The organism is Arthrobacter sp. UYP6, assembly GCF_040547315.1.
Lineage (GTDB): Bacteria > Actinomycetota > Actinomycetes > Actinomycetales > Micrococcaceae > Arthrobacter_B.
Genome location: NZ_JBEPPM010000010.1, coordinates 96,792 through 119,812, shown reverse-complemented (window position 1 = coordinate 119,812; position 23,021 = coordinate 96,792). Strand labels below are relative to the sequence as shown.

Below are 23,021 nucleotides of genomic sequence, written 5' to 3'. Positions count from 1 at the left end.
ACGCGGTTCGCGCTTTACCGGCAGCTCCAAAATCTCCGGGGATCAGAGTCCGGCCCGCGGACCGCCTGATTCCGGATCGTCCATGGCGGGATCGGCTTCCGGTGCCGCTGCCAGTGTGGAGGTTGACGTGGCCGGTGCTGCGGCCGAGGTTGGCGGAGCATCAACGTTGCCGCGCCACGCTCCCGTCTCTGCACCTTGGCTCTCGATGAACGCTTTGAAGCGCTTGAGGTCGGACTTCACCTGCCGGTCATCGGCGCCAACAACGGAACCCAGCTTTTCGATGAACGTTTCAGGATCCCAATCCAGCTGAACACTGACCCGGGTTTCCGCGTCGCCGAGCCGGTGGAAGGTCACCACACCGGCATGCGAGGTTCCATCGGTGCTCTTCCAGGCCACGCGCTCGTCGGGGTGCTGTTCCGTAATCTCAGTATCGAAGACCCGCTCCACTCCGCCAATGTTCGTCACCCAATGGCTGCCGGTTTCAGAGGTCTGCGAAATTGATTCAACTCCGCCCATAAACTGCGGAAATGACTCAAACTGCGTCCACTGGTTATAAGCGGTGGACACAGGAACTGCAACATCAATGGATTCTTCTACGGTGGTCATGGAGGTCCCTCCGGTAGTCGGATCATGCCGTACGGAAGCATTCTCTGCATCCTGGCCCCCCACGCTACCCAACAGTTCTGCCGACTTCAAGCAGAAGGTAAGCTTGCTTAGGTTGACGGCTGCGGCGGACCCTGAAAGGGCAGCCCGGAATCCGCAGGCGTCCTTCGTCAACATATTTCGTCAACATTGGAGGAAACGTGAAGGCATCTAAAGAACTGACCACCAATCTGCAGGCCGTCCTGGTGGACCTCATTGAACTGCATCTGCAGGGCAAGCAAGCTCATTGGAACGTTGTGGGCAAGAACTTCCGCGACCTCCACCTTCAGCTCGATGAAATCATTGAGGATGCCCGCCTCTTTGCGGATGAACTGGCCGAGCGGATGCGTGCCCTGCAGGCCGTTCCCGACGGCCGTAGCGTTGCAGTGGCTGAAGGAACCTCGCTGGCACCGTTCCCGGCAGGGCTGGTGGACACCAAGGACACCGTTACGCTCACGGTAGCCATGCTGCACGCCGCAGTAGGAACCATGCGCAAGGTTCACGACCAGGTGGATGAGGAAGATCCCACCACCGCGGACATCCTGCACGGCTTTATCGGCAAGCTCGAGCAGTACGCGTGGATGGTGGATGCCGAGAACATCAAGCCCACGGCGAAGGTAGTTACCGCCAAGGACGCCAACGCGCAGCCCACGCTCTAGTACCTGCAGTCCGGCGGCCTGCATTTCCCCCGGGGAAGTGCAGGCCGCCGCTGTGTCCGGGCGGCGTCGGAGCCCGTGTCTGCCTCCGGCGCCGGAGCGCAGCCGCGACCAGCTAGGCCACTGCTGTCCGAACTTCTTCCAGCAGGGCTGCCATTTCCTGCATCGCCTGGTCGCCGTTTCCCTCGGCCACTGCCCGGGCCACCCGCTCATGGCCCTGCAGAGCCACTTCCCGCGGGTGATCCGGCATGAGGCCCTGATGGGTGCGCCCGGTGAGGACTTCCGCCACCACCTCATCGAGGGAGGCGAACATTTCATTGCCGCTGGAGCGCAGCAGCAGGGTATGGAAGGCAATGTCCGCGGCGAGGAAGTCTTCCAGCCGGCCCGCTTCCCCCAAAAGCCGCAGGCGTGCCGCCAGTTCCACCAGTGTTGAGCGCTCCTCTTCCCCGGCATGCCGTGCGGCACCGGCTGCGGCCATGGGCTCCACCGCAACCCGCAGCTCGGTCAGGGTCCGGAACTGGCTGTCCCTGCCGGGGCCGCTCAGGCGCCAGCGGATGATCCGCGAATCGAAGACATTCCAGGTGTCCGGGTCTTGTACCACTATTCCAATGCGCCGCTTGGAATACACCAGGTTCATCGACTCCAGAATGCGCATGCAGTCCCGGACTACGGTGCGGGAAACACCGAATTTTTCCTGCAGTCCGTCCAGCGTCAAGCGGTCTCCGGGCTGCAGCTCCCCGGCGACGATATCCGCCCCGATGGCATCGATAATGGCCCCGTTCATGACGACTGCTGCCGGCCGAGCACCTTTGCTGTCCACGCTGTTCCCCTGACTTTGTCCAACGTGCAGTCCGGACCCGGTTGTCAAAAACCCGTGTCCCCGCAGTGGCGATGACCGAAATCTACAATGAACAAGCCTAACGTGGCATTGGTGTTATCAATCACTTATATGGTGATACCTTTGTCCTGAAGATTTACTTCGGAGGGGGCAAGCCCGCTTCCGGCGACAACGGCGTCCAAGGAGAAACATGAGCCCCGCCCCCCAGCACCTTGTCATCATGGGTGTTTCCGGTTCCGGCAAGACCACCATTTCCACCCTGCTTTCCGAACACCTGGGCTGGATCGCCGCCGAAGCGGATGAGTTCCATCCCGAAACCAACATCGCCAAGATGTCCTCCGGCACACCGCTGACCGACGAAGACCGTTGGCCGTGGCTGGACTCCATCCGGAACTGGATGGACACCCAGGCCGAAAACGGACGCTCCACCATCGTGACCTGCTCCGCCCTGAAACGGGCGTACCGTGACGTGCTGGCCACGGCGTCCGGAGAGGTTCACTTTGTCCACCTCAACGGTGACGCCGAGGTGCTCAGTGAACGGATGAAGACCCGCAGCGGCCACTTCATGCCCGCCTCTCTGCTGCCCTCCCAAATCAGCACACTGGAGCCCCTGGCCGACGACGAACCCGGGGTGGTCATCGATATCCTCCACTCCCCCGCGGAGATCGCCGCAGACATCCTGGACCGGCTGAACCTTCCTGCGAACTAATTCCTGCTCCGGCGCCATGCGCCGCAGTCATTCACAACAGTCACTCATTTAGTAACGGAGCTAAACCCATGACAATTGAAGGCTGGACCCAAACCCTCGGTGCGGGCCCCCTCCTCCTGATCGCAGCCGGAGCCATTGCGCTGCTGCTGTTCCTGATCCTGAAGCTGCGCGTCCACGCGTTTGTCTCGCTGATCCTGGTCAGCCTGCTGACCGCGTTTGCCACCGGCATTCCCACCGCCAGCGTAGTCACCGTCCTGACCACCAGCTTCGGCTCCACCCTGGCCACTGTTGCCCTGCTCGTGGGCCTGGGCGCCATGCTGGGCCGCCTGGTGGAAACCAGTGGCGGCGCCAAGGTGCTGGCCGAAACCCTGATCCGGGTCTTCGGCGAAAAACGCGCCCCCTTAGCTCTGGGCGTTGCCTCCCTGATCTTCGGTTTCCCGATCTTCTTTGACGCCGGCCTTGTGGTCATGCTCCCGGTGGTCTTCTCCGTGGCCCGGCGCCTGGGCGGCGGTGTGCTCCGCTACGGCCTTCCCGCCGCCGGTGCCTTCTCGGTGATGCACGTTTTTGTGCCGCCGCATCCGGGCCCCGTCACTGCCTCCGGCTTCTTCGACGCCAATATCGGCGTGGTCCTGATCCTGGGCCTGATCATTGCCCTGCCCACCTGGTATCTCACGTCCTATCTGTTCGGTCTCTGGGCCGGAAAGAAGTTTGTACTGCCCATTCCGGCCATTCTGGGCGAGATCGATGAAGACGGCGTCAAGAATCCCCCGAAGTTCGGCACCGTTGTTGCCGTCCTGCTCCTGCCCCTGGTCCTGATCTTCCTGAACACCGGGCTGAACACGCTGTCTTCGGCCGGCATCGTCTCCGAAGAGGCCGCGGCGCAGCCCTGGTACGCCCTGCTGCGCACGCTGGGCGAAACCCCGGTGGCACTGCTGATTTCCCTCCTCGTAGCCTCCGTGGTCCTGGGAACCCGGCGCGGAGAATCCAAGAGCGCCATTGAAAAGGTGTTGGAATCCGCCCTCGGTCCGGTGTGCTCGGTCATCCTGATTACCGGTGCCGGCGGCATGTTCGGCGGCGTCCTGCGCACCTCGGGCATCGGCGATGCCCTGGGCGATACCCTCAGCGACCTCGGCGTTCCGCTGATCCTGGCCGGTTTCCTCATCGCTGCGATCCTGCGCATCGCCCAGGGCTCCGCCACGGTGGCGCTGACCACTGCGGCGGCTCTGATTGCTCCCGGCGTCCTGGAATCCGGCTACAACACGGTGCAGATTGCCGCCATGGTGGTGGCTGTCGCCGCCGGCTCCGTGGTGGTCAGCCACGTCAACGACTCCGGTTTCTGGCTCGTGGGCCGGTTCATGGGCATGGACGTAAAAACCACGCTCAAGACGTGGACCGTGCTGGAAACGCTGATCGGCACCATGGGCTTCGCCCTGGCCGCGCTGGCCTTCGGGCTGGCTTCGCTGGCCTAACCAGCGCACGACGACGGCGGGGCACCTTCGCGGGTGCCCCGCCGTCGTCGTATCCGCAGTGTCAGTGGCACATGAAAACATAAGAAGTTACGAAATTTTTCGGTGCTCCACACCGCCCTAGGGAAGGACCCCACGCACCATGATGGGTGGTCATCACGCAGCATCAGGCGCCGCAGCCTGGGTTGCTGTCGCTTCAACCGCACCGCACGCCCTCGGCTGGTATCCGGTCACGCCGCTGGGAGTGGTCACCGGAGCCCTGCTCACGGCCGGGGCGGCTCTACTTCCGGATCTGGACCACCACAGCGGAACCATTGCCCACTCCCTGCCTCCGCTGACAAAAATTCTGGCAAGGATCACGGAACAGATCAGCGGCGGACACCGGCGCGGAACGCACTCGCTGCTGGGTCTGGCCGTTTTTGTGGCCCTGTCCACCGCCCTGGGCAAGGTCACGGCTGTGGTCCCCGTCTTCGGGTCCGTGGCCGTGGGAGCCGGCCTCTTGTCGGTGCTGCTCATGGGTTTTGCCTTGAAGGCACTGAAGATCGCCGGCGGGCGGGGCCGCAGCTGGCTTCTGGCCCTGGGCCTGTCCGCCTTCATCGCCGTTTACGCGCCCGAAAACAATGACTGGCTGCCGGTCGCCGTGGGCCTCGGCGTAGCCGTACACATCCTGGGTGATCTACTGACCCATCAGGGCGTCATGATCCTGTGGCCCCTGCGGATCAAGCGCCCCCGCTCCTTTGCCGGCATTCCCGTGCTGAACAAGCTCTGGCGCAGCAGCGGGTGTATGTCTCTGCCGCTGATCGGCGCGGCAGGATCCTGGCGGGAATGGGCTCTGATGGTTCCGGTGACGGTGTACGCCTTATATGGTGTGATCCACGCCGCTTTCTTTACCGTGACCCAGTGGGCGTCCGCTTAGAGCGCAGAGTCCGTGCCATACCTCGAGTTGTTCATGGCTGTGAACGATACTGGTAGTTGTGGAACTAGCCCTATTTGCTGTCATCGGCGTGGCGGTCATCGTCACGGTCGCCGCGTTTTCCAAGAGGCTCGGCATTGCCGCGCCCCTGATCCTGGTGGTGGTCGGACTCGGACTGTCCTATGTACCCGGTTTGCCAACGTTCACCGTTCCCCATGAACTGATCCTGATGGGTGTGCTGCCCCCGCTGCTGTATGCCGCCGCGGTGAACGTTCCGGTGGTGGACTTCCGGCGCAACCTCGGCGCCATTTCCAGCCTCTCGGTCTTCCTTGTGCTGTTCTCCGCCTTTGCCACCGGCCTGCTGCTCTACATTCTGCTGCCGGACCTGGACCTGGCCGCCGCCATCGCGCTGGGCGCCGTGGTCAGTCCGCCCGACGCCGTAGCCGCCACGTCCATCGGAAAGAAGCTCGGCCTGCCGCCGCGCCTGGTCACCGTGCTTGAAGGCGAGGGGCTGGTCAACGACGCCACCGCGCTGGTGCTGCTGCGCTCGGCTATCGCCTTCAGTGCCGGCGGCATGTCCAGCATCTGGGACGGTGTGGCTGACTTCGGCTTCGCCGTCGTGGCCGCCGTCGTCGTCGGCCTGCTGGTGGGATTCACCACGGTGTACATCCGCTCCAAACTCCATGACCCGGTCCTGGATACAGCCATTTCCTTTGTGGTTCCGTTCCTGGCCTTCATTCCGGCCGAAGAGCTGGGCGCCTCCGGCGTCCTGGCTGTGGTGGTTGCCGGGCTGTACACGGGCCACCGGGCGGGAGCCGCCTTCAGCGCCCAGGCGCGGATCAATGACAGCGTCAATTGGCACACCGTCCAATTCCTGCTGGAAAACGGTGTTTTCCTCCTCATGGGCCTGGAAATCCGCTACCTGGTGGAGAACATCGATCCGGAACTGCTAACGGTGCGCGAATCGGTGATGATCGGCCTGGGCGTCACCGCCCTGCTCATCGCCATCCGCTTCATCTGGATGGGCCCGCTCATCATGCTCCTGCGGGCCAAGGTGGGCTACCAGGAGCGGCGCACCAACCGTTTCCGGGCCACACTGGACCGCTTCAAGGCGCAGGGACTGGCTGACGAACGCAGCCGCCGGCGGCACTCCCGCGGCGAAGACCTCTACCGGCGTCGGCAGGCGGACATCAAGCAGCTCCGCAGCGAAGGACTGGACTGGCGTGGCGGCGTTGTCATCGGCTGGTCCGGGATGCGCGGCGTGGTGACGCTGGCAGCAGCGCAGTCCCTGCCGGAATCCACGCCCTACCGTGAGCAGCTGGTCCTGATCGCGTTTACGGTGGCTGTGGTGACGCTGCTGCTGCAGGGCGGAACACTGCCGTGGCTCATCCGGATGCTCGGGGTCAGAGGGAGAAATGCCGCCGAAGACCAGCGTGATCTTGCCACCCTGCTGGACGAGATCAGTGACGCGGGGCTGAGGGTTCTGGAGAATCCCGCGGTGTGCCTGGACCTTGATGCGGATGTGGATCCGGATGTGGTGGAACGCGTGCGCCAAAGCACCTTCCTGCGCAGCGAACTGGCCTGGGAACGGGTTAAAGCGCTGGGTATCGGCACCTCCGCGACCCCGCAGCTGCAGTACCGCGAGCTCCGGCGCGCCGTTGTTGATGCTGAACGCGAGGCCCTGTTGACAGCACGCAGGGAAGGCCGTTTCCCGTCCCGCACCCTGGCGGATGCACAGCGGCTGCTGGATCTGGAGGAATCCCGGCTGAAGCCGCGCCTGGGCGAGCACTGACCGCAGACGCGGCGCAAAAGCGGCGCTGTGCCGGAGCGGAACTAGTCCTGGTGGAGCTGGATGTAGTTCCCGCAGCCATCGTCGAATACGGCCTGCGTGCCCATGGCGTCCGTGGCGGGCGGTCCGGTGAAACGGACACCCAGGGCGCTGAGCCGCTCCATTTCCGCCGCCATGTCCTCCACCCCCAGCACCACAGCGGGCAGACCCAGGTCATACACCCCGGTGCGGTAGGCCTCGGCTACGGGATTGTCGCTGGGCTCCAGCAATAATCCGGGTCCGTCGGGAATGTTGGGTGCCTGCACTATAAACAGGTTGTACTCGGGCATCACCATCAGCGGCTCAAAGCCGAGCGTGCCCGTGTAGAAGTCGAAGGCCGCTGCCGGATCGATAACGTGGATACTGCTCATCTTTACGCGCATGGGCGCAAGGCTACCGTGTCAGTCGCCCGGCACTGCAGACCGCCTCAGCGGCTTCGGCGCGGGTTACTGCCCTTAGCGTTTCCCTTACCCTTGGAACCGGCCCCACCCTTGGAACCGGCCTTGCCCCGGGCTCCGGCCCGGGCTGCTGGCTTCCCGCCGGCAGCCGCCTTGTCCCCGCTTCTGCCCTGGCGTTCCTTGGTCCGTTGCCGGGCCGTGGTCTTCTGTTCCGCCTGGACCGAGGGCTGCCGGGAACTATTGGCTGTGCGGCCGCGCACAATTCCCACAAATTCCTCGATGCCCTCATCTTGGGCATCTTCCAGCCAGGCAACCGCAATGCGGGTGGCGGGATAGCCTGTGAGCGGCCGTGCCACGACGTCGCGCCGCGCGTACAGTTTGGCCACGGCCATCGGAAGGACAAGCAGGCCAGCACCCGAAGCCACCACTTCCATTCCGACGTCGGGGCCCCCCACTTCCCGGACGTCCAGCAGGTTCTCGCCGGCCAGATCAGCCAGGTCCAGCTCGTCAAAAGCAGCGACGGCGGAGTCCTTGGCGGCGGCGACCACCGGACGCTCCTCGTAGAGGGCAATGACGCTCAGGTCTGCAGGGCGAAGAAAACCCTCCTCCGGCACACGGACAAACACCAGATCCGCGCGCCCTGCACGCAACTCCTCCAGAACCGCGTCCTCCGCGCACTGATAGGCGGAGACCTCACGGTCCTTCCGCTCTGTCCACCGGCCGATCCATTTTCCGGGCGTCACTCCGGGAACGTAGGCCAGCGTCAGCGGACGGGCTGAGCGGGTCTGGCGGGGGGAGGAATCTGTCGGCACCTTTTCAGGTTAGCCCAGAGCGCTCCTGCTTCTCTCCGCAGTGTTCCTCCGCACTATCTCGGCACGCCCCGCGGCGGGGCCCGCGCCGGATACCCTTAGAAGATGACTTCCGAGAAATCCCAATCCATGAAACCTGCCACGGCAGCCAAGAAACTGGGCATCTATCTGCCCGCAGCGCCGCAGGAGTTCCAGGACGGGCCCATCTCCCGCGCCCAGTTCGACGAGCTCCAGGCCAACCCTCCCGAGTGGCTCGTTGATCTGCGCCGCAACGGCCCCCACCCGCGTCCCGTGGTGGCCCAGAAACTCAATATCTCTATCAGCGGCCTCACCCGGTCGGGAATCACCGACGCGCTGACCACAGCGGAGATCACCGCTCTGCTTGCCGCACCGCCGGCGTGGCTCGTGGAGGAACGGGCCAGCTTTGCCGCAGTCCGCGACGAAGCCAAGCGCGTAAAGGAAGCTGAGGCCAAGAAAGCCCGTAAGGCCGCTCAGGCCGAACAGCAGGCCAATAAGCAGAGCTAGCACTGTAGTTAACAGGAGCAGGCCGCCGGGTATCCGGCGGCCTGCTCCTGTTAACGGCCGTTGCCTGCCGTATGAAGGCATAAAAAAATCACCCCGGCCTGTTAAACCGGGGTGATTCTTAGATGTGCGCGAGGGGGGATTTGAACCCCCACGCCCTTTCGGACACTGGCACCTGAAGCCAGCGCGTCTGCCGTTCCGCCACTCGCGCTAAATGGTTTCCCAAGGCAGCGTGTGCTTTCAGTCTCACGACCTTCAGCGTCTCGATTCCTCGGGAACAGCAGAATCAAGCATACCCACATTTTGGGCAAACACCTAAACGAGCGAAGCCAGCCGGCAAAAACCGCGGCAGGACGGGGATTTTCCTGCCGCCCGCTCGTCGTTCCTCCGCCCGCGAAGGGTTCCGATGCTGCCTCCGATGGACATTTCGGCGCGCGGGAACGCCGTACGCCCGTTAGGTTATTTATTGGGGGAGGCCAGTACTATCGAAGTGGACCTTAGTATCTTTGGCCTGCCTTGATACCGCTCCGAAGCCGCCCGTGGGCACAATCGAGGCGGTTACGGAGCACCCGCGGCCAGTGATGCAACCCAAATGATTCAGATAGACCAGCTACCGCCGGACAGTCCGGACAGATTCCTCGGGAAGGAGGCGAACATGGGCTTACTCGATAACGTTGAACGCGGCATCGAAAAGGTTGTGCGGGGTGCCTTCTCCACAGGCTCGTCCGGCCGGGTGGAACCCCTTGAGCTAGCCATCGCACTGCGGCGTGAGCTCGACGAGCGTTCCTTCACCGTGGGACAGGGCCGCACACTGGCACCCAATGTCTTCACCACCCGCCTGTCCGACGCAGATTTCAAGCGCGCCCAGGAATGGGGGGCTCCGCTGGCGGAGGAGCTGTGCGACGTTGTCATCAAGCACGCACGGAGCCAGTCCTACACACTTCAGGGGCCGGTGCGTGTCTCCTTCACCCGCGATTCGGCTTTGAAGGCCGGGGTGCTCGAGGTGGACTCGTCAACCGAAAAGGCCGGAGCCCCTGCCCCGCGCCCGGCAGCACCGCCTGCACCCCGGCAGGGACCGGCCCGCATGCAGCCCGTCTTGGACATCGACGGCCAGCGGTATTCGCTGAACGCTCCGTCCGTGGTGCTGGGCCGGTCCTCCGAGGCAGATATCCTCGTTGATGACACCGGCGTTTCCCGCCGGCATCTTGAAATCCGCACCGAAAACGGTGTCAGCCGCGCCATAGACCTCGGTTCCACAAACGGAAGCTTCGTCAACGGCCAAAAAGTACAAGGGGAAGCAGATCTTACGGATGGCTCCACTATCGCCATGGGTCGCACCCGCATCACGTTCCGTCTCCTGCCCGTTCGGACCGGGGGACGTTAGTGGACGGTGAATTGATCCTGACCCTGCTGCGCTACGGGTTCCTTATCCTGCTGTGGCTGATGGTCATTAGCGTTGTCGGGGCCATCCGGCGCGATCTGGTGGTGGGCAGCCGCAACCGCACCGGCACCCCGAGTGCCCGCCAGATCCGGAAGAACCCCGACCTGGAGAAACAGGTCCCCGCTCCCGCCAAGGCACCGGCACGCCAGGTTTTCGTCACGGAGGGCCCCCTGCGGGGCACAACCCTGGAGCTGGCATCCAGCCCCATCCTCCTGGGCCGCGCGCAGGAGGCAACTCTGGTGCTGGAGGACGACTATGCCTCCGGCCGCCATGCCCGCCTGTTCCCGCAGGGCAGCCGATGGTTTATCGAGGACCTTGGATCCACCAACGGCACGTTCCTCGGCGGAAGCCAGCTGACGCGTGCCCTGCCGGTCGAGCCCGGAGTTCCCATCCGCATCGGCAAGACGGTCCTTGAGTTGAGGCCTTAACGGTGGCTCTGGTCCTCAACTACGCAGCACGGTCCGATGTGGGCATGGTTCGTCTGAAGAATGACGACTCAGCCTATGTTGGCCGCTACCTCGCCGTCGTCGCCGACGGCATGGGCGGCCATGCCGGCGGCAATGTCGCGTCCGCTTCCACCGTCCTGGACCTGGTCCATCTGGACAGCGAAACTCACGACGACGAGGCGCTAACCGTACTCGCTGATGAGATTCAGGCGGCCAATTCCCTGCTCTCCGAGCTGGTGACCACCAGTCCGCAGCTTTCTGGCATGGGCACTACCGTCACCGCACTGCTGCTGAACGGGAACCATTTCGCCTTCGCGCATATAGGCGATTCCCGGGCGTACCGCCTCAAAAATGGCGTCTTCGAACAAATCAGCATCGACCACACCTTCGTGCAGCGACTCATCGACGAAGGCCGGCTGCGCCCGGAGGAAGCCGAAGTCCACCCACATAAGAATGTCCTGATGCGGGTGCTCGGTGATGTGGATGCCAGTCCAGAACTGGACCTGGCAAACTTCGAGGTGGAACCGGGCGAGAAATGGCTGCTGTGCTCCGACGGGCTAACTGCCGTTCTGCGGGACTCCGACATTGAAAACGTACTGCGGAGCACCCGGGACCTCCAGAAGTGCGTCGATATCCTGGTGGAGCTCACGCTTTCAGGCGGTTCGCCGGACAACGTGACGGTTGCGGTGCTGGAAGTCTCAGAGGTTCCTGATGATTCGGTGGTTACGTTAGAACCGGACACTGCACGCGTCCCCGTCATCGGCGGTGGTGGCACCGCGGCCCCGGCGAGCGAATCACCGGCTGTTCCCCTCACCGCCCGGGACGTCACGGATGCAGAAAAAGCCGACGACGACGAACCGGCCCGTGCCGAACTGATCCGACAGGACCTCTCCCAGCGCCCCCACGTCCTGGTTGGAGCGGCGTCGCTGGCCACCGAAACCGGGCAGATCCCGATCGTTACCAAACGTTCCGCGGAACGTCGTGCGGCCCGCATGCTCACCCACAAGGCTGCCGCACCGCACGCTGAGCCGGCTGCGGAGCCCCAGGAGAGCAAGCCGCGGCGCCGCTGGGTTGTACCCGCTTTCCTGACGCTGATGATCCTTCTGCTGGCTGCGGTTCTCTGGGTTGGCTATACCTGGACCCAGACGCGCTATTACGTCGGTTCCAGCGACAGCAACGTGGCCATCTACAACGGAGTCTCCCAGTCCCTTGGACCCATCAAGCTTTCCTCCGTCACTGAACGCACCGATATCCCGGTTGACAGTCTGCCGGAGTATCAGCGGGACCGGGTCGAAGGCACCATTCCGGCCAAAGACCTGCTGCACGCGGAACAAATTGTTGAGGATCTCAGGGGCACGGCCCGCGTGAACAGCTGTGGCCCTTCCGTATCGGCAACTCCCCTACAGGCCGAGGGAAAGCCGGCGCCCAGCCCCACGGCATCCGCCAGCCCCTCAGCCACTGCCCAGCCTTCCGCTGATCCGGAAGATTGCGGAGGACAAAAGTAATGTCAGATGTACTGACCGCGCCCAAATCGCGTCGAAACATCGAAGCCGTCCTGCTGCTATTGGCCCTCCTGGTGGGAATCGGAGCCAATATGGTGGTCGGCCTCGACCAGGACCGGGCCTTCGACTCGGATTTCTGGACCCAGGGTGCAACTCTCGTGGGACTGGTCCTGGTCTTCCACATTGTGCTGCGGTTCCGGGCTAAATATGCCGATCCGGTTATACTTCCGATCGTCACCGCACTGAACGGCATCGGCCTGGCCATGATCCACCGCCTAGACATCCCGGCGGGCGACAATGCCGCAGACCGGCAGCTGTTGTGGAGTGCCGTAGCCGTCGCAGCTGCCATTGCCGTGCTGTTCCTCATCAAGGATCACCGGATTCTGCGCCGGTACACCTATATTTCCCTGATTGTCAGCGCCATCCTACTGCTGCTGCCCCTGACACCGCTGGGCACCGAGATCAACGGCGCCCGAATCTGGATCAGCGTCGGGGTCGGTACGTTCCAACCGGGAGAAATTGCCAAGATCACGCTGGCTATATTCTTTGCGGGGTATCTATCCACCAACCGTGATCTCATCCTGCTGGCGGGACGCAAGGTCGGCCCCCTGCAGCTGCCGCGGCTGAAGGATCTTGGCCCCATGGTGGCGGCCTGGATCGTCAGTATTGGCGTCTTGGTTTTCCAGCGAGACCTCGGCTCCTCCATCCTGTTTTTCGGCCTGTTTATGGTGATGATCTACGTCGCCACGAGCCGGGTCAGTTGGGTACTGATCGGTGTTGCCCTGCTCACCGTCGGCGGCCTTGCTGCCATGCAGCTGTTCAGCCATGTGGCTCTCCGTATTGACGGCTGGATCAATGCCTTCGACCCGGAGGTCATCGATCGTCCGGGCGGCAGCTGGCAGGTGGTCCAGGGTTTGTTTGGACTTGCCAGCGGCGGGTTGTCCGGCACCGGTTTGGGGCAGGGTCGTCCGGATCTGGTCATCTTCGCCAATTCGGACATGATCATTGCCGCTCTGGGCGAGGAACTAGGGCTGGTCGGCATCTTTGCGATCGTGCTGATGTATGTCCTCCTGGTCTCCCGCGGATTCCGTGCAGCCCTGGGGACCCGGGATGGATTCGGAAAGCTGCTGGCCTGTGGCTTGTCCTTCACCATTGCCCTGCAGTGTTTCGTGGTGATCGGCGGCGTGACCCGCCTGATCCCGCTTACCGGGCTGACTACACCGTTCATGTCGGCCGGCGGATCATCGCTGCTGGCCAACTGGATCATTGTGGCCCTGCTGCTGCTGATTTCCGAGGCCGCCCGGCGTCCGGCCGCCATGGGCCCGATGACCGGCCCCATGGTGCCGGCCCTGCAGGAGGCATCAGCAAAGCCGGCCCCACGTAAACGCACACAGAGGAAAGAGGAGGTAAGCGGCTCATGAATCAAGCCATCCGGAACAGCTGGATCGTGGCCCTGTCCATGTTTGTCCTCATTCTCGGTTCGTTGACCTACGTCCAGTTTTTCGCAGCCGAAGACCTGAACACCAATCCGAACAACAACCGCACCATCTACCAGGACTTCGGCCGTAACCGGGGGTCAATCCTGGTGGACGGCGTACCCATTGCCGAGTCCTTACCCTCCGGTGACCAGTTCAATTTCCAGCGTGTGTATCACCAGCCCGAGCTGTACTCCCAGCTCACCGGATATTTCTCTCTGGTCAGCGGGGTGACTCAGCTGGAGAGCGTCATGAATGATGAACTCACCGGCACCAGCGACCAGCAGTTCCTGGACCGCATCGTGCAGCTGGTTTCCGGCAACCAGCCGCAGGGGGCATCGGTTGAGCTGACGATCGATCCCGAGCTGCAGCAAATGGCCTATGACCTCATTCCCGAAGGGCAGAAGGGCTCCATTGTCATGCTGGAGCCGAAGACCGGCAACATCCTGGCTATGGTTTCCAAGCCCAGTTATGACACCAATCTGCTGGCCGGCCATGACTCCACTGTGGTGGAGCAGAACATGCAGGAACTTCTCACGGTGGATGGATTGTCGCCGTACACCAACGCTGCCACCCAGTCGTTGCTGGCTCCCGGTTCCGTGTTCAAACTTGTTGATGCCGCAGCTGCCCTTGAATCGGGCGAGTATGACGCGGATACCCTCATCGATAACCCGGATAGCCTGCCGCTGCCGGGAACCAACATCTCCCTGCCCAACTACACCAATGGAAACTGCGGCGCCCGGTCGGAGGCGACCATCGGCTTTGCCCTGGAACAGTCCTGCAATACCGTGTTTGCCCAGATTGCCTGGGATCTCGGCGAAGAAAAGATCGTCTCGCAAGCCGAGAAGTTCGGCTGGAACACCGCCCTGCACCTTCCCGACCGCGGAATTTACAGTGTGGTCGCCAGCGGCTTCCCGACGGAGCTGGACCAGGCACAGCTGGCCCAGGCTGCCATCGGCCAGTACAGCGTCACGGCCACGCCGCTGGAAATCGCCATGATGTCCGCCGCCATCGCCAACAACGGCGTGCAGATGACCCCAAACCTGGTGCGGAATGTCCGCGCAGCCGATCTGTCCATCCTCGACGAACCGGAACCTGAAGTGCTGAACACTTCTGTCAGCCCTGAAACGGCCCGCCAGCTCACCGATTGGATGGTTGGCGTCGTAAGCAACGGCACCGCCTCCGCGGCGCAGATTCCCGGTGTGAAGGTGGCCGGCAAAACCGGCACCGCCGAAGTCCAGGACCGGGGCGATAACGCCTGGTTCACCGGGTTCGCACCGGCAGATAACCCCGAAGTAGCCATTTCCATCGTCATGGAAGACGTGGATCTGACCACCGGTGCCCAATTGACCACTCCAAGCGCGCAGAAACTCCTAGAGGCGGTGTTGAATAAGTGAGGCCTACATCGGGTATCACCTTAGGCGGCAGATTCCAGCTCACCGACCGTATCGCCATCGGCGGTATGGGTGAGGTCTGGAAGGCACGGGACCTTGTCCTGGGCCGCATTGTTGCCATTAAGATCCTCAAGGAGGAGTACACCGGGGACCCTGGATTCCTTAACCGGTTCCGGGCTGAGGCGCGCCATACCGCGCTGCTGAACCATGAGGGCATCGCCAACGTCTTCGACTACGGCGAGGAAGAAGGCTCGGCCTATCTGGTCATGGAGCTTGTCCCCGGGCTGCCGCTGTCCTCCATCATCGAACGCGACAAGAGCCTCCCTCCGGACCGCACCCTCTCCATCATCGGGCAGACCGCCACCGCACTGGCGGCAGCCCACAAGCAGGGACTGGTTCACCGCGATGTGAAGCCGGGGAACCTGCTGATTCTGCCCGACGGCCGGGTCAAGATCACCGATTTTGGCATCGCCCGCCTCGCCGATCAGGTGCCGCTGACCGCCACCGGCCAGGTCATGGGGACCGCCCAGTACCTGGCACCAGAGCAGGCCACCGGACAGCAGGCCACCGGTTCCAGTGACATCTACGCGCTTGGTGTCATCGGTTACGAGCTGCTGGCCGGCACCCGGCCCTTCTCCGGCGAATCCCAGATTGCCATTGCCCTCGCCCAGGTCAATGACACTCCGCCGCCGCTGCCCGAGAGCATACCGCTGCCGGTCCGTGCCCTGATCATGTCCATGCTGGCTAAAGATCCCGCCGACCGCCCGGCCGACGCCGAGGCACTGGCCCGCGCCGTAGCCGCCATCCGCCGTGGCGACATCGCCGCTGCGGAAGCTGCGGTCCCCGGAATGCTGCTTTTCGGCGGCGGCGACGCCACTGTGGTCAACGATGCAGTGACCGCTCCCGTACCCACTACAGGCACCTCCGCAACCCGCGCCGTGAACAGCACGCCGTCCACTTCGGCACTTCCCACCGTCGCAGGAGCAGCTGTGGGGGCGGAAGCGCCCGCCACCGGCGAAGTTGCTGCCTCCAGGGACTGGACTGATGATGAAGTCGACGACGTCGATGGAACCGGTGACGGGAACGGCGAGGACACCGATGAGGGGACTCCTGCCAAGCGCCGCAGCCCGTGGACCATCCCCCTTATAGCCCTGCTAGTACTGCTGATCGGTGCCGTGGTGGTCGCGTTCCTGGTGAACGGCAACAACGGCGATAACCCTGATCCGGCCCCGACCACTTCGCAGGCGACCAGCCCGAGTGCCACACGGACCTCTCCCGCGCCGTCGGAGACCCAACCGTCCTCCCCTTCAGAGACACCTTCAGAAAATGCTGACGAAATCACGATCAACTCCGCCAGCTATGAAGGCCGTCCCTTCAACGAAGTTGAGGCTGAACTGACCAACCTGGGTCTCGCCGTGAACGGCAATCCGACGGAGTCTTCCGACTTCCCCGAGGGCACTGTCATGGACATCAACCCGGTGGGGACCCTTACCCGCGGCACCCTGGTCACGGTTACCTACTCAACCGGGGCACCCACACCGGAAATGACCACGGTTCCCAGCGGCCTGACCGGGTTGCAGGGCAGCGAAGCTGAACAGCGGATCAGCGCAGCCGGCCTGGTCCCGGTCAACGGCGGCGCCCAGCCCTCAAACCAGCCCGCCGGAACCGTAGTGGCCGTCAATCCTTCCGAGGGAGCACCCCTCCCGCAGAATTCCACGGTCACCTACTTCACCTCGGCTGGTCCCTCCACCGCGGCCCCCGCTCCCACCGCCGCGCCTGAACCCACGGAGTCCACCGAGTCCACCGTTCCGGCGCAGCCCAACGGCACAGATCCTTCGGCCGGGTAAGCAAATATGAGCGCAGAATTCCTCAAAGGACAACCCACACTGAACACAGAACGGGTATTAAACGGCCGTTACGAGATCGGCGAGCTCATTGGGCGCGGCGGCATGGCTGACGTGTACCTGGGCCGTGACATCAGGCTGGGCCGCTCCGTTGCCATTAAGGTTCTGCGCCCTGATCTTGCCCGCGATCCGCTGTTCCAGTCCCGGTTCCGGCGTGAGGCTCAGGCCGTGGCGGGTTTGAACCACCCCTCGATCGTCAGCGTTTACGACACCGGCGACCAGGAGTCACCGGAGTCCTCGCCCGGCGAGGTGCGTCTGCCCTTTATCGTGATGGAGTACGTCCCGGGCCGGACCCTGCGGGACCTGGTCAAGGCCGGGGAAATCACCACGGAAAAAGCCGTTGACTATGCTCTGGGCGTCCTCGCAGCACTGGAGTACAGCCACCGGTCAGGCATTGTGCACCGTGATATCAAGCCCGCCAATGTCATGGTGACCGCCGACGGCGGTGTCAAGGTGATGGATTTCGGCATCGCCCGGGCCATGGCCGACTCAGCCGCCACCATGACCCAGACCCAGGCAGTGATCGGCACCGCACAGTATTTGTCGCCCGAACAGGCCCGCGGCGAAACAGTGGACGCCCGCAGCGACCTTTATTCTGCTGCCTGCCTGCTGTTCGAAATGCTCGCCGGCCGCCCCCCGTTCATCGGTGACAGTCCGGTCTCCGTCGCCTACCAGCATGTCCGGGAAGCACCGCCGAAGGCCAGCAGCTTCAACGAGAAGATTCCCGCTTCGCTGGACGCCGTCCTCGAGCGCGGCCTGGCAAAGGACCGCGCGGACCGCTATCAAGACGCCCATGCGTTCAGGGAAGCGCTCCTGAGTGCCCGAAGCGGAGTAGCAACGCCACCGGATTCCTCTCCGGCCACCAACCCAACCGAGGCCTTGACTGTTGCGCCCCCCAAGCGTGCCGCCGTCGACGTCGGTCCCATCGAGCATGAGCCCCGTACCCGGGCCATGGCCCGGGTACGCTCCGGAGGTCCGCTGACGACCTCCGCGGAAGCGAAGGACAGTCACGAGGACGACGACGGCCCGGCGGCGTTTGCCATCGGCAATGCCGGAGAACGCGATCCGGACCAGAAAGCCCGCCGGCGCGCCTGGATCACCACCCTGTGCATTGTGCTGGTGCTCCTGCTCGGGGCCGGATCCTTCCTTGCCTACAACCTGTTGAATCCCAAGGAAACGGCGCCGGTAACGGCGACGATGCCCACTATCCAGTCAAAAACGCAGACCGATGCCCTGAATATCATCATGGATGCCGGGTTTGGTCCGCCGACCATCGAGCAGCAATACAGCGACACGGTGAAGTCCGGTTTGGCTATCGGAACGGAGCCGGAAGCCGGAACCGTTGTTCCGCTGGACCGCAAGGTGGTGCTCTATATCTCCCAGGGGCCGGCAACTGTGGTCATTCCTGAGAACCTCGCCGGAATGACTGAGCCGGAAGCTCGTGACGCCCTGCGCAGCCTGAACCTCCAGGGCGGAACCACTGGTGAGGCCAACAGCGCCACCGTGCCCGCGGGCAGAGTCCTTTCCACCACCCCCGGCTTGGGACAGTCCGTTCCGGTGGGCACCTCGGTTAATCTGGTGCTTTCCACCGGTAACGTCACCGTTCCTGATCTGGTGGGCATCCCGGTGGAATCGGCGGAGGCCATTCTGGCCGATCCGGCCTACTCATTGACCGTAACCATCAATGAAGTGGAAAACGCCGTGGTGGAACCCGGCATCGTGACCGATCAAAGCATCCCCGGCGGGTCGGATGTGGAACAGGGCAGCACAATCGCCCTCACCGTTGCCAAAGCGCCTGCGGAACCCACCGCAGAACCCTCGCCCAGCGCGTCCCCGGAACCCAGCCCGTCCAAATCGGCGAAGAAAAACAGGGACGACGACTAGTAATAGCCCTGTCCAGCCGCGCTCATTGCTGCTAGCGCAGCGGGGTTTGCGCTGGAGTGGACATCAGCGGGCTGAGCGTTGCGGCGTGCGCCACGGCTCCGGCCAGGCCAAGGCCCTCCAGCCAGTTCCCCAGCATCTGGTAGCCGCCCTCGGTCAGTACTGATTCAGGGTGGAACTGGACACCGGACAGGGGTGCGCCGACGTGCCTGAGTCCCATGATGATTCCGCTTTCGGTCCGCGCTGTGACCTCGAGTTCCGCCGGAATGGTATCGGCCACCGCCGCCAGCGAGTGGTACCGGGTTGCCGTCACCGGACTCTTCAAGCCCTGGAAGACGTCCGTGCCGTCATGTCTTACCGAGGACGTCTTGCCGTGCATGAGTTCCGGGGCGTGGGTGACGGTTCCGCCGTATGCCTCGGCCAGCGCCTGATGCCCTAGGCAGATTCCGAGCATGGGTTTGTTGTTGTTCCCGCACCAGCGGATCAGTTCCACGCATACGCCGGCCTCAGCTGGTGCCCCCGGCCCCGGAGACACCAGCACGCCGTCGCGCGCGTCAGCCAACTCAATGGCCTCTGCCAGAGTGACGTCGTCGTTACGCACCACTGTGGTTTCGGCGCCCAGCTGCTGCAGATAGCCAACCAGCGTGTAGACAAAGCTGTCATAGTTGTCGATGACCAGGATTCGGATACCGCTCATGTGTTCTAGGAACCGCCAATCGTGGAGTCGGTGAGGGGACTGAGGAAGCTGAATTCGGAGAACCAGGGGAACACATAGTTCATGAGCAGGAGCACCACGCCGGCAATCAGCACCAGGGCAAGGAGGGTGCGAACCCAGAACGGACCCGGCAGGCTCCTGAAGATCCAACCGTACATTTTTAGCCTGTTCCTTCCGCGTTGTGGGCAACCTGAGGCGCAATGTCCGCCGGCGGTCCGGCAGACAACGGCTGCCAGGAATCCATCACCGCATACGCAATAATGCGTTCCTGGGCACCGAACCGCGGATTGCAGCTGGTGAGCGTCAGGAACCGTTCAGTGGGCACTGCCGTGGGCTGGGTGGGCACCGGTGCAATGACATCCACGCGGTCCGGCAGGACAATCTGGTTGTTGCGGTAGACATAGGTGTAATAGCCGTCCTTTGTCTGCACATAGATCTTATCTCCGGGTACCAGCGTGTGAATGGCGTCAAGAACCTGCCCGTGGGTCTGCCGGTGGCCGGCTACGGCAAAGTTGCCCACTTCGCCGGGCATGGCCGTGGACGGATAGTGTCCCAGCCCCAGCGAATCCAGCACTGCGGTTCCCACGCCGCTTGTGACGGGACGGGAATAGGTGTCGCCGAATCGCGGGATGTAGACCACCGCGAAGGTTCGGCCTTCCTCCTCGATAGCCGGCAGGACCGCCGGATCTCCATAGTCCGGACCGTCAGCGGCAGTCTCGGGTGCCGGTATCACCGGGCCGTCGAAGTCCTCGAAAAGGTTGCCCACAGCCTGATCCTGTTTGCGGTCCGCATCGATGTTCGTCCACCAAAGCTCCCACACCACGTACAGCACCAGGAGCAGCCCGAGGGTAATCAACAGTTCGCCGATGATCTGGATAACCAGCTGACCACGGCTGCGGCCGGGCCGTCGCCGCCGCCTGCCGCGGGAACCTGCGGGAGCAGGCGCGGCGATGCGAGAGGTGGCCACATTTACCTTTCCGTTAACCAGCACGGAGATCCGGGCTGTCGCGGGCGGCACGTATGAGCCCCGCAATTCGCTACGATGAGTACAAGGGAAACAGCCAGGTGCGGTGGCAGCCCCCAGTCAGGATACAGCCGGGCGGCAGTCCGGTGCGGCACTACTGCACCCGTGGCCCCGCCATGACCGAACACACCGGCCAGCGAGCCGGTTCCTAGGAGGATCCGTGCCTGAGTCGAAATCCCGCAAGAAGCCAGCAGCCGCAGCACCGACCCCCAAGGCCTCCTCAGCGCCGAAACCAAATCCCGTCTGGTACAAGCCGGTCATGTTCGGGCTAATGATCATCGGCCTGCTGTGGATCATCGTCTTCTACATTTCTCAGGGCGTGTACCCGGTGCCCGCGCTGGGTGCCGGAAACATCCTGGTTGGCTTCGGCGTTGCCATTGTCGGCTTCCTGATGACCACCCGCTGGCGCTGAAGGTCCTTCTGCATCCGGTGCCTCCACAGGGTGCCGTCTTGGCCTGAGCCCTTCTTCAGCTCCACATCGAGTGCCTCCCCTGCTACCGGCAGTGGAGGCACTCGTTTTTTCAAGCGAATGAAAAGACGTTGTGCACACACTGTGCACAGAGTTATCCACAGGTGTGTGTAACTTTGAGCCCACCGATTCGAAAAACCCCGGAATGGCGGGCCTGAGAGTTATCCACAGCTGTGGAATTACATGTGTGTAACTCAGTTTTGCCTCTGGATAACCTGTTCACAGCGCAGTCCCCACCCTGTGGATAACTCCTGGAGCAGCTGCAATTCCCAGATCAGCGCATGCTGCGGTCGGGTCGGGAATTCTGCCGGGTTCCGATCCCTGCGACACAGCTGGATCCTTAATCGGCGCGTATTTTCCGCCGCTTCTACAGCAGGGAGCCGGATGCATAGGCATCCGGCCCCCTCAAGTTATTAACACTGTGGGTATCCCTGTGGATAACGCGGCCGGCGTCAGGTCAGTCCCTTGGCGACTGCAAGTACGGCGGAGATCACGCACAGGAAGACCGCAATTCCGGCCAGGCCGGTGAATTGGATCAGGGACCGGTTCTTGCCTTTGGGGGCATAGACCAGAACGGCGGCGCAGGCAACACCGGTGAGCAACCCGCCTAAATGTGCCTGCCAGGCGATGTTGGGCACAAAGAAGCCCAGGGCAAAGTTGATGGCCAGCAGGATCAGCACCGATCGGACACTGGCCCGCCGCTGCAGCAGAACCACCAGCAGGGCACCGAAGAGACCAAAGATGGCGCCCGAAGCCCCAACCACAGGCTGGTTGATGGGGCTGAGCAGCAGTACACCCACCGAACCGCCCAGCGCAGAGATCAGGTACAGCAAGGCGAAGCGCAGCCGTCCCAGCTGCGGTTCCAGCCCCTGCCCCAGGAACCACAGGGCGTAGAGGTTGAAAGCGATGTGCAGGATGTTTCCGGGAGAGTGCAGGAAAGCGGAGGAGAGCATTCGCCACGGTTCAACACCCGTGTACAAGGGTGCGTACCAGAGCTCGTAGGTGAAGGGCGGGTAGAGAAACTGAACAGCGAAGAAGGCCACGCAAATGGCCATCAGGGTAATCGTGACAACAGGCTTCCCCGTGGAAACCCTGCCACCGTAAGAAGTCCGGTAGGCAGGTGACTGGCGTTGACTCTCACGGAAACAATCCACGCACTGAATACCTACGGGTGCGGCGTGCTGGCACTCCGGACAGGCCGGACGGCCGCAGCGCTGGCAGCGGATGTAGCTGACCCGGTCCGGATGACGCGGACAGACCGGCACCTGTGAGGCGGGGGTTTCAGCAGGCACTCCATACGACATTGCGTTACTCCCAGAGAGAAAATGAGTCCAGATGGACGAAAGGCCCCGGCCGAAATTTCGGCCGGGGCATCCGTGAGCTGGTTAGAGCTGTTCCACAGTGATGCTGTTGATGACAACGTCTTCGGCCGGCTTGTCACGCATATCGGTGGCGACGGCGTTGAGCTGGTCCACCAGTGCGCGGGACTCATCGTCGGCTACTTCGCCGAAGATGGTGTGTTTGCCCTGCAGCCAGGTGGTGGGCACGGAGGTGATGAAGAACTGGGATCCGTTGGTTCCGCGGCCCATCTGCACACCGGCATTGGCCATGGCCAGCTTGTACGGGGTAGAGAAGTCCAGGTCCGGGTTAATCTCGTCGTCGAACTGGTAGCCCGGTCCGCCGGTGCCGCGGCCCAAGGGATCGCCACCCTGGATCATGAAGTCCTTGATGATGCGGTGGAAGATGGTGCCGTCATACAGCGGGCGGCTGGTCTTCTCTCCGGTTGCCGGGTCGGTCCATTCGATCTCGCCGGTGGCCAGGCCAACAAAGTTCTTGACCGTCTTGGGCGCGTGGTTGCCAAAGAGGTTGACCTTGATATCGCCCATGGACGTGTGGATGGTCGCAATTGCGGTAGGAATAGCAGTCATATGCCTCATTCTTCCACGACAGCGCTGCAGAAGGGCGGAATTTGGCCGGTTCAGCGCACAG

General features: G+C 63.1%; 23 protein-coding genes and 1 tRNA gene. 14 read left to right on the top strand and 10 right to left on the bottom strand.

Annotation, left to right across the window (positions count from 1 at the left end; all coding sequences use genetic code 11):
• Positions 1-42: 42 nt before the first annotated feature.
• Positions 43-606, bottom strand: a complete 564-nt coding sequence (locus tag ABIB35_RS10380) for an SRPBCC family protein (RefSeq protein ID WP_354181122.1) — start codon at positions 604-606, stop codon at positions 43-45.
• A gap of 197 nt (positions 607-803) precedes the next feature.
• Here ABIB35_RS10380 and ABIB35_RS10375 point away from each other — a divergent pair, with 197 nt between their 5' ends.
• Positions 804-1,301, top strand: coding sequence for a Dps family protein (locus ABIB35_RS10375; protein WP_354181121.1), 498 nt, complete (start codon positions 804-806; stop codon positions 1,299-1,301).
• Between the two features lie 112 nt (positions 1,302-1,413).
• Here the strand turns inward: ABIB35_RS10375 and ABIB35_RS10370 are convergent, their stop codons facing one another.
• The gene (locus tag ABIB35_RS10370; RefSeq protein WP_354181120.1) at positions 1,414-2,082 is read right to left on the bottom strand and encodes a FadR/GntR family transcriptional regulator; all 669 of its coding nucleotides are present in this window, start codon (positions 2,080-2,082) and stop codon (positions 1,414-1,416) included.
• A gap of 244 nt (positions 2,083-2,326) precedes the next feature.
• On the opposite strand from ABIB35_RS10370, the gene ABIB35_RS10365 reads away from it, so the two are divergent.
• The 4 genes from ABIB35_RS10365 (at position 2,327) to ABIB35_RS10350 (ending at position 7,016) form a co-directional block, all read left to right on the top strand.
• Positions 2,327-2,845, top strand: coding sequence for a gluconokinase (locus tag ABIB35_RS10365; protein WP_354181119.1), 519 nt, complete (start codon positions 2,327-2,329; stop codon positions 2,843-2,845).
• Positions 2,846-2,913: 68 nt separating this feature from the next.
• On the top strand, positions 2,914-4,314 hold the full coding sequence (locus ABIB35_RS10360; RefSeq protein ID WP_354181118.1) for a GntP family permease: 1,401 nt from the start codon (positions 2,914-2,916) through the stop codon (positions 4,312-4,314).
• A gap of 139 nt (positions 4,315-4,453) precedes the next feature.
• Positions 4,454-5,227, top strand: coding sequence for a metal-dependent hydrolase (locus tag ABIB35_RS10355; RefSeq protein WP_354181117.1), 774 nt, complete (start codon positions 4,454-4,456; stop codon positions 5,225-5,227).
• Positions 5,228-5,285: 58 nt separating this feature from the next.
• Positions 5,286-7,016 carry a cation:proton antiporter gene (locus ABIB35_RS10350; protein ID WP_354181116.1) on the top strand — a complete coding sequence of 577 codons (1,731 nt, stop codon included), beginning with the start codon at positions 5,286-5,288 and terminating at the stop codon, positions 7,014-7,016.
• 41 nt (positions 7,017-7,057) lie between these two features.
• Here the strand turns inward: ABIB35_RS10350 and ABIB35_RS10345 are convergent, their stop codons facing one another.
• Positions 7,058-7,435 (bottom strand): VOC family protein, encoded by a 378-nt coding sequence (locus ABIB35_RS10345; protein WP_354181115.1) that lies wholly within the window; start codon positions 7,433-7,435, stop codon positions 7,058-7,060.
• Positions 7,436-7,479: 44 nt separating this feature from the next.
• Positions 7,480-8,262 carry a LysR substrate-binding domain-containing protein gene (locus ABIB35_RS10340; protein ID WP_354181114.1) on the bottom strand — a complete coding sequence of 261 codons (783 nt, stop codon included), beginning with the start codon at positions 8,260-8,262 and terminating at the stop codon, positions 7,480-7,482.
• A gap of 102 nt (positions 8,263-8,364) precedes the next feature.
• Here ABIB35_RS10340 and ABIB35_RS10335 point away from each other — a divergent pair, with 102 nt between their 5' ends.
• Positions 8,365-8,784, top strand: a complete 420-nt coding sequence (locus tag ABIB35_RS10335; RefSeq protein ID WP_354181112.1) for a DUF5997 family protein — start codon at positions 8,365-8,367, stop codon at positions 8,782-8,784.
• Between the two features lie 125 nt (positions 8,785-8,909).
• Here ABIB35_RS10335 and ABIB35_RS10330 read toward each other — a convergent pair.
• Positions 8,910-8,992, bottom strand: a tRNA-Leu gene (locus tag ABIB35_RS10330).
• A 444-nt stretch (positions 8,993-9,436) separates the two neighbouring features.
• Between ABIB35_RS10330 and ABIB35_RS10325 the strand changes: the two genes are divergently transcribed.
• From ABIB35_RS10325 to pknB, 7 genes are read left to right on the top strand one after another with little or no spacing between them, the layout of a single operon-like run.
• A complete protein-coding gene (locus ABIB35_RS10325) occupies positions 9,437-10,165 on the top strand; it encodes an FHA domain-containing protein (protein ID WP_354181111.1) in 729 nt (242 codons plus the stop codon).
• Entirely contained in the window at positions 10,165-10,650 is a 486-nt protein-coding gene (locus ABIB35_RS10320; RefSeq protein WP_502915770.1) for an FHA domain-containing protein FhaB/FipA, read from the top strand. The genes ABIB35_RS10325 and ABIB35_RS10320 overlap by 1 nt, the downstream gene beginning before the upstream one ends.
• 44 nt (positions 10,651-10,694) lie before the next feature.
• Positions 10,695-12,173: a PP2C family protein-serine/threonine phosphatase gene (locus ABIB35_RS10315; RefSeq protein ID WP_354181169.1), complete on the top strand. Its 1,479-nt coding sequence runs from the start codon at positions 10,695-10,697 to the stop codon at positions 12,171-12,173.
• Positions 12,173-13,591, top strand: a complete 1,419-nt coding sequence (locus tag ABIB35_RS10310) for an FtsW/RodA/SpoVE family cell cycle protein (RefSeq protein WP_354181110.1) — start codon at positions 12,173-12,175, stop codon at positions 13,589-13,591. The genes ABIB35_RS10315 and ABIB35_RS10310 overlap by 1 nt, the downstream gene beginning before the upstream one ends.
• Entirely contained in the window at positions 13,588-15,042 is a 1,455-nt protein-coding gene (locus tag ABIB35_RS10305; protein ID WP_354181109.1) for a peptidoglycan D,D-transpeptidase FtsI family protein, read from the top strand. The genes ABIB35_RS10310 and ABIB35_RS10305 overlap by 4 nt, the downstream gene beginning before the upstream one ends.
• A complete protein-coding gene (locus tag ABIB35_RS10300) occupies positions 15,039-16,886 on the top strand; it encodes a protein kinase domain-containing protein (RefSeq protein ID WP_354181108.1) in 1,848 nt (615 codons plus the stop codon). The genes ABIB35_RS10305 and ABIB35_RS10300 overlap by 4 nt, the downstream gene beginning before the upstream one ends.
• A gap of 6 nt (positions 16,887-16,892) precedes the next feature.
• Positions 16,893-18,827: a Stk1 family PASTA domain-containing Ser/Thr kinase gene (pknB, locus tag ABIB35_RS10295; RefSeq protein WP_354181107.1), complete on the top strand. Its 1,935-nt coding sequence runs from the start codon at positions 16,893-16,895 to the stop codon at positions 18,825-18,827.
• 31 nt (positions 18,828-18,858) lie between these two features.
• Here pknB and ABIB35_RS10290 read toward each other — a convergent pair whose 3' ends face one another.
• The 3 genes from ABIB35_RS10290 to ABIB35_RS10280 are packed head-to-tail and all read right to left on the bottom strand — an operon-like array spanning position 18,859 to position 20,506.
• Positions 18,859-19,521 carry an aminodeoxychorismate/anthranilate synthase component II gene (locus tag ABIB35_RS10290; protein ID WP_354181106.1) on the bottom strand — a complete coding sequence of 221 codons (663 nt, stop codon included), beginning with the start codon at positions 19,519-19,521 and terminating at the stop codon, positions 18,859-18,861.
• 5 nt (positions 19,522-19,526) lie between these two features.
• A complete protein-coding gene (locus ABIB35_RS10285; protein ID WP_354181105.1) occupies positions 19,527-19,697 on the bottom strand; it encodes a hypothetical protein in 171 nt (56 codons plus the stop codon).
• Between the two features lie 2 nt (positions 19,698-19,699).
• Positions 19,700-20,506: a class E sortase gene (locus ABIB35_RS10280; protein WP_502915769.1), complete on the bottom strand. Its 807-nt coding sequence runs from the start codon at positions 20,504-20,506 to the stop codon at positions 19,700-19,702.
• Positions 20,507-20,723: 217 nt separating this feature from the next.
• Here ABIB35_RS10280 and ABIB35_RS10275 point away from each other — a divergent pair, with 217 nt between their 5' ends.
• Complete coding sequence (locus ABIB35_RS10275) at positions 20,724-20,975, top strand: cell division protein CrgA (RefSeq protein WP_354181104.1); 252 nt, start codon at positions 20,724-20,726, stop codon at positions 20,973-20,975.
• Positions 20,976-21,484: 509 nt separating this feature from the next.
• Here the strand turns inward: ABIB35_RS10275 and ABIB35_RS10270 are convergent.
• Both ABIB35_RS10270 and ABIB35_RS10265 read right to left on the bottom strand, forming a co-directional pair.
• The gene (locus tag ABIB35_RS10270; RefSeq protein WP_354181103.1) at positions 21,485-22,087 is read right to left on the bottom strand and encodes a rhomboid family intramembrane serine protease; all 603 of its coding nucleotides are present in this window, start codon (positions 22,085-22,087) and stop codon (positions 21,485-21,487) included.
• A 330-nt stretch (positions 22,088-22,417) separates the two neighbouring features.
• Complete coding sequence (locus ABIB35_RS10265) at positions 22,418-22,960, bottom strand: peptidylprolyl isomerase (RefSeq protein ID WP_354181102.1); 543 nt, start codon at positions 22,958-22,960, stop codon at positions 22,418-22,420.
• Between the last annotated feature and the right edge of the window lie 61 nt (positions 22,961-23,021).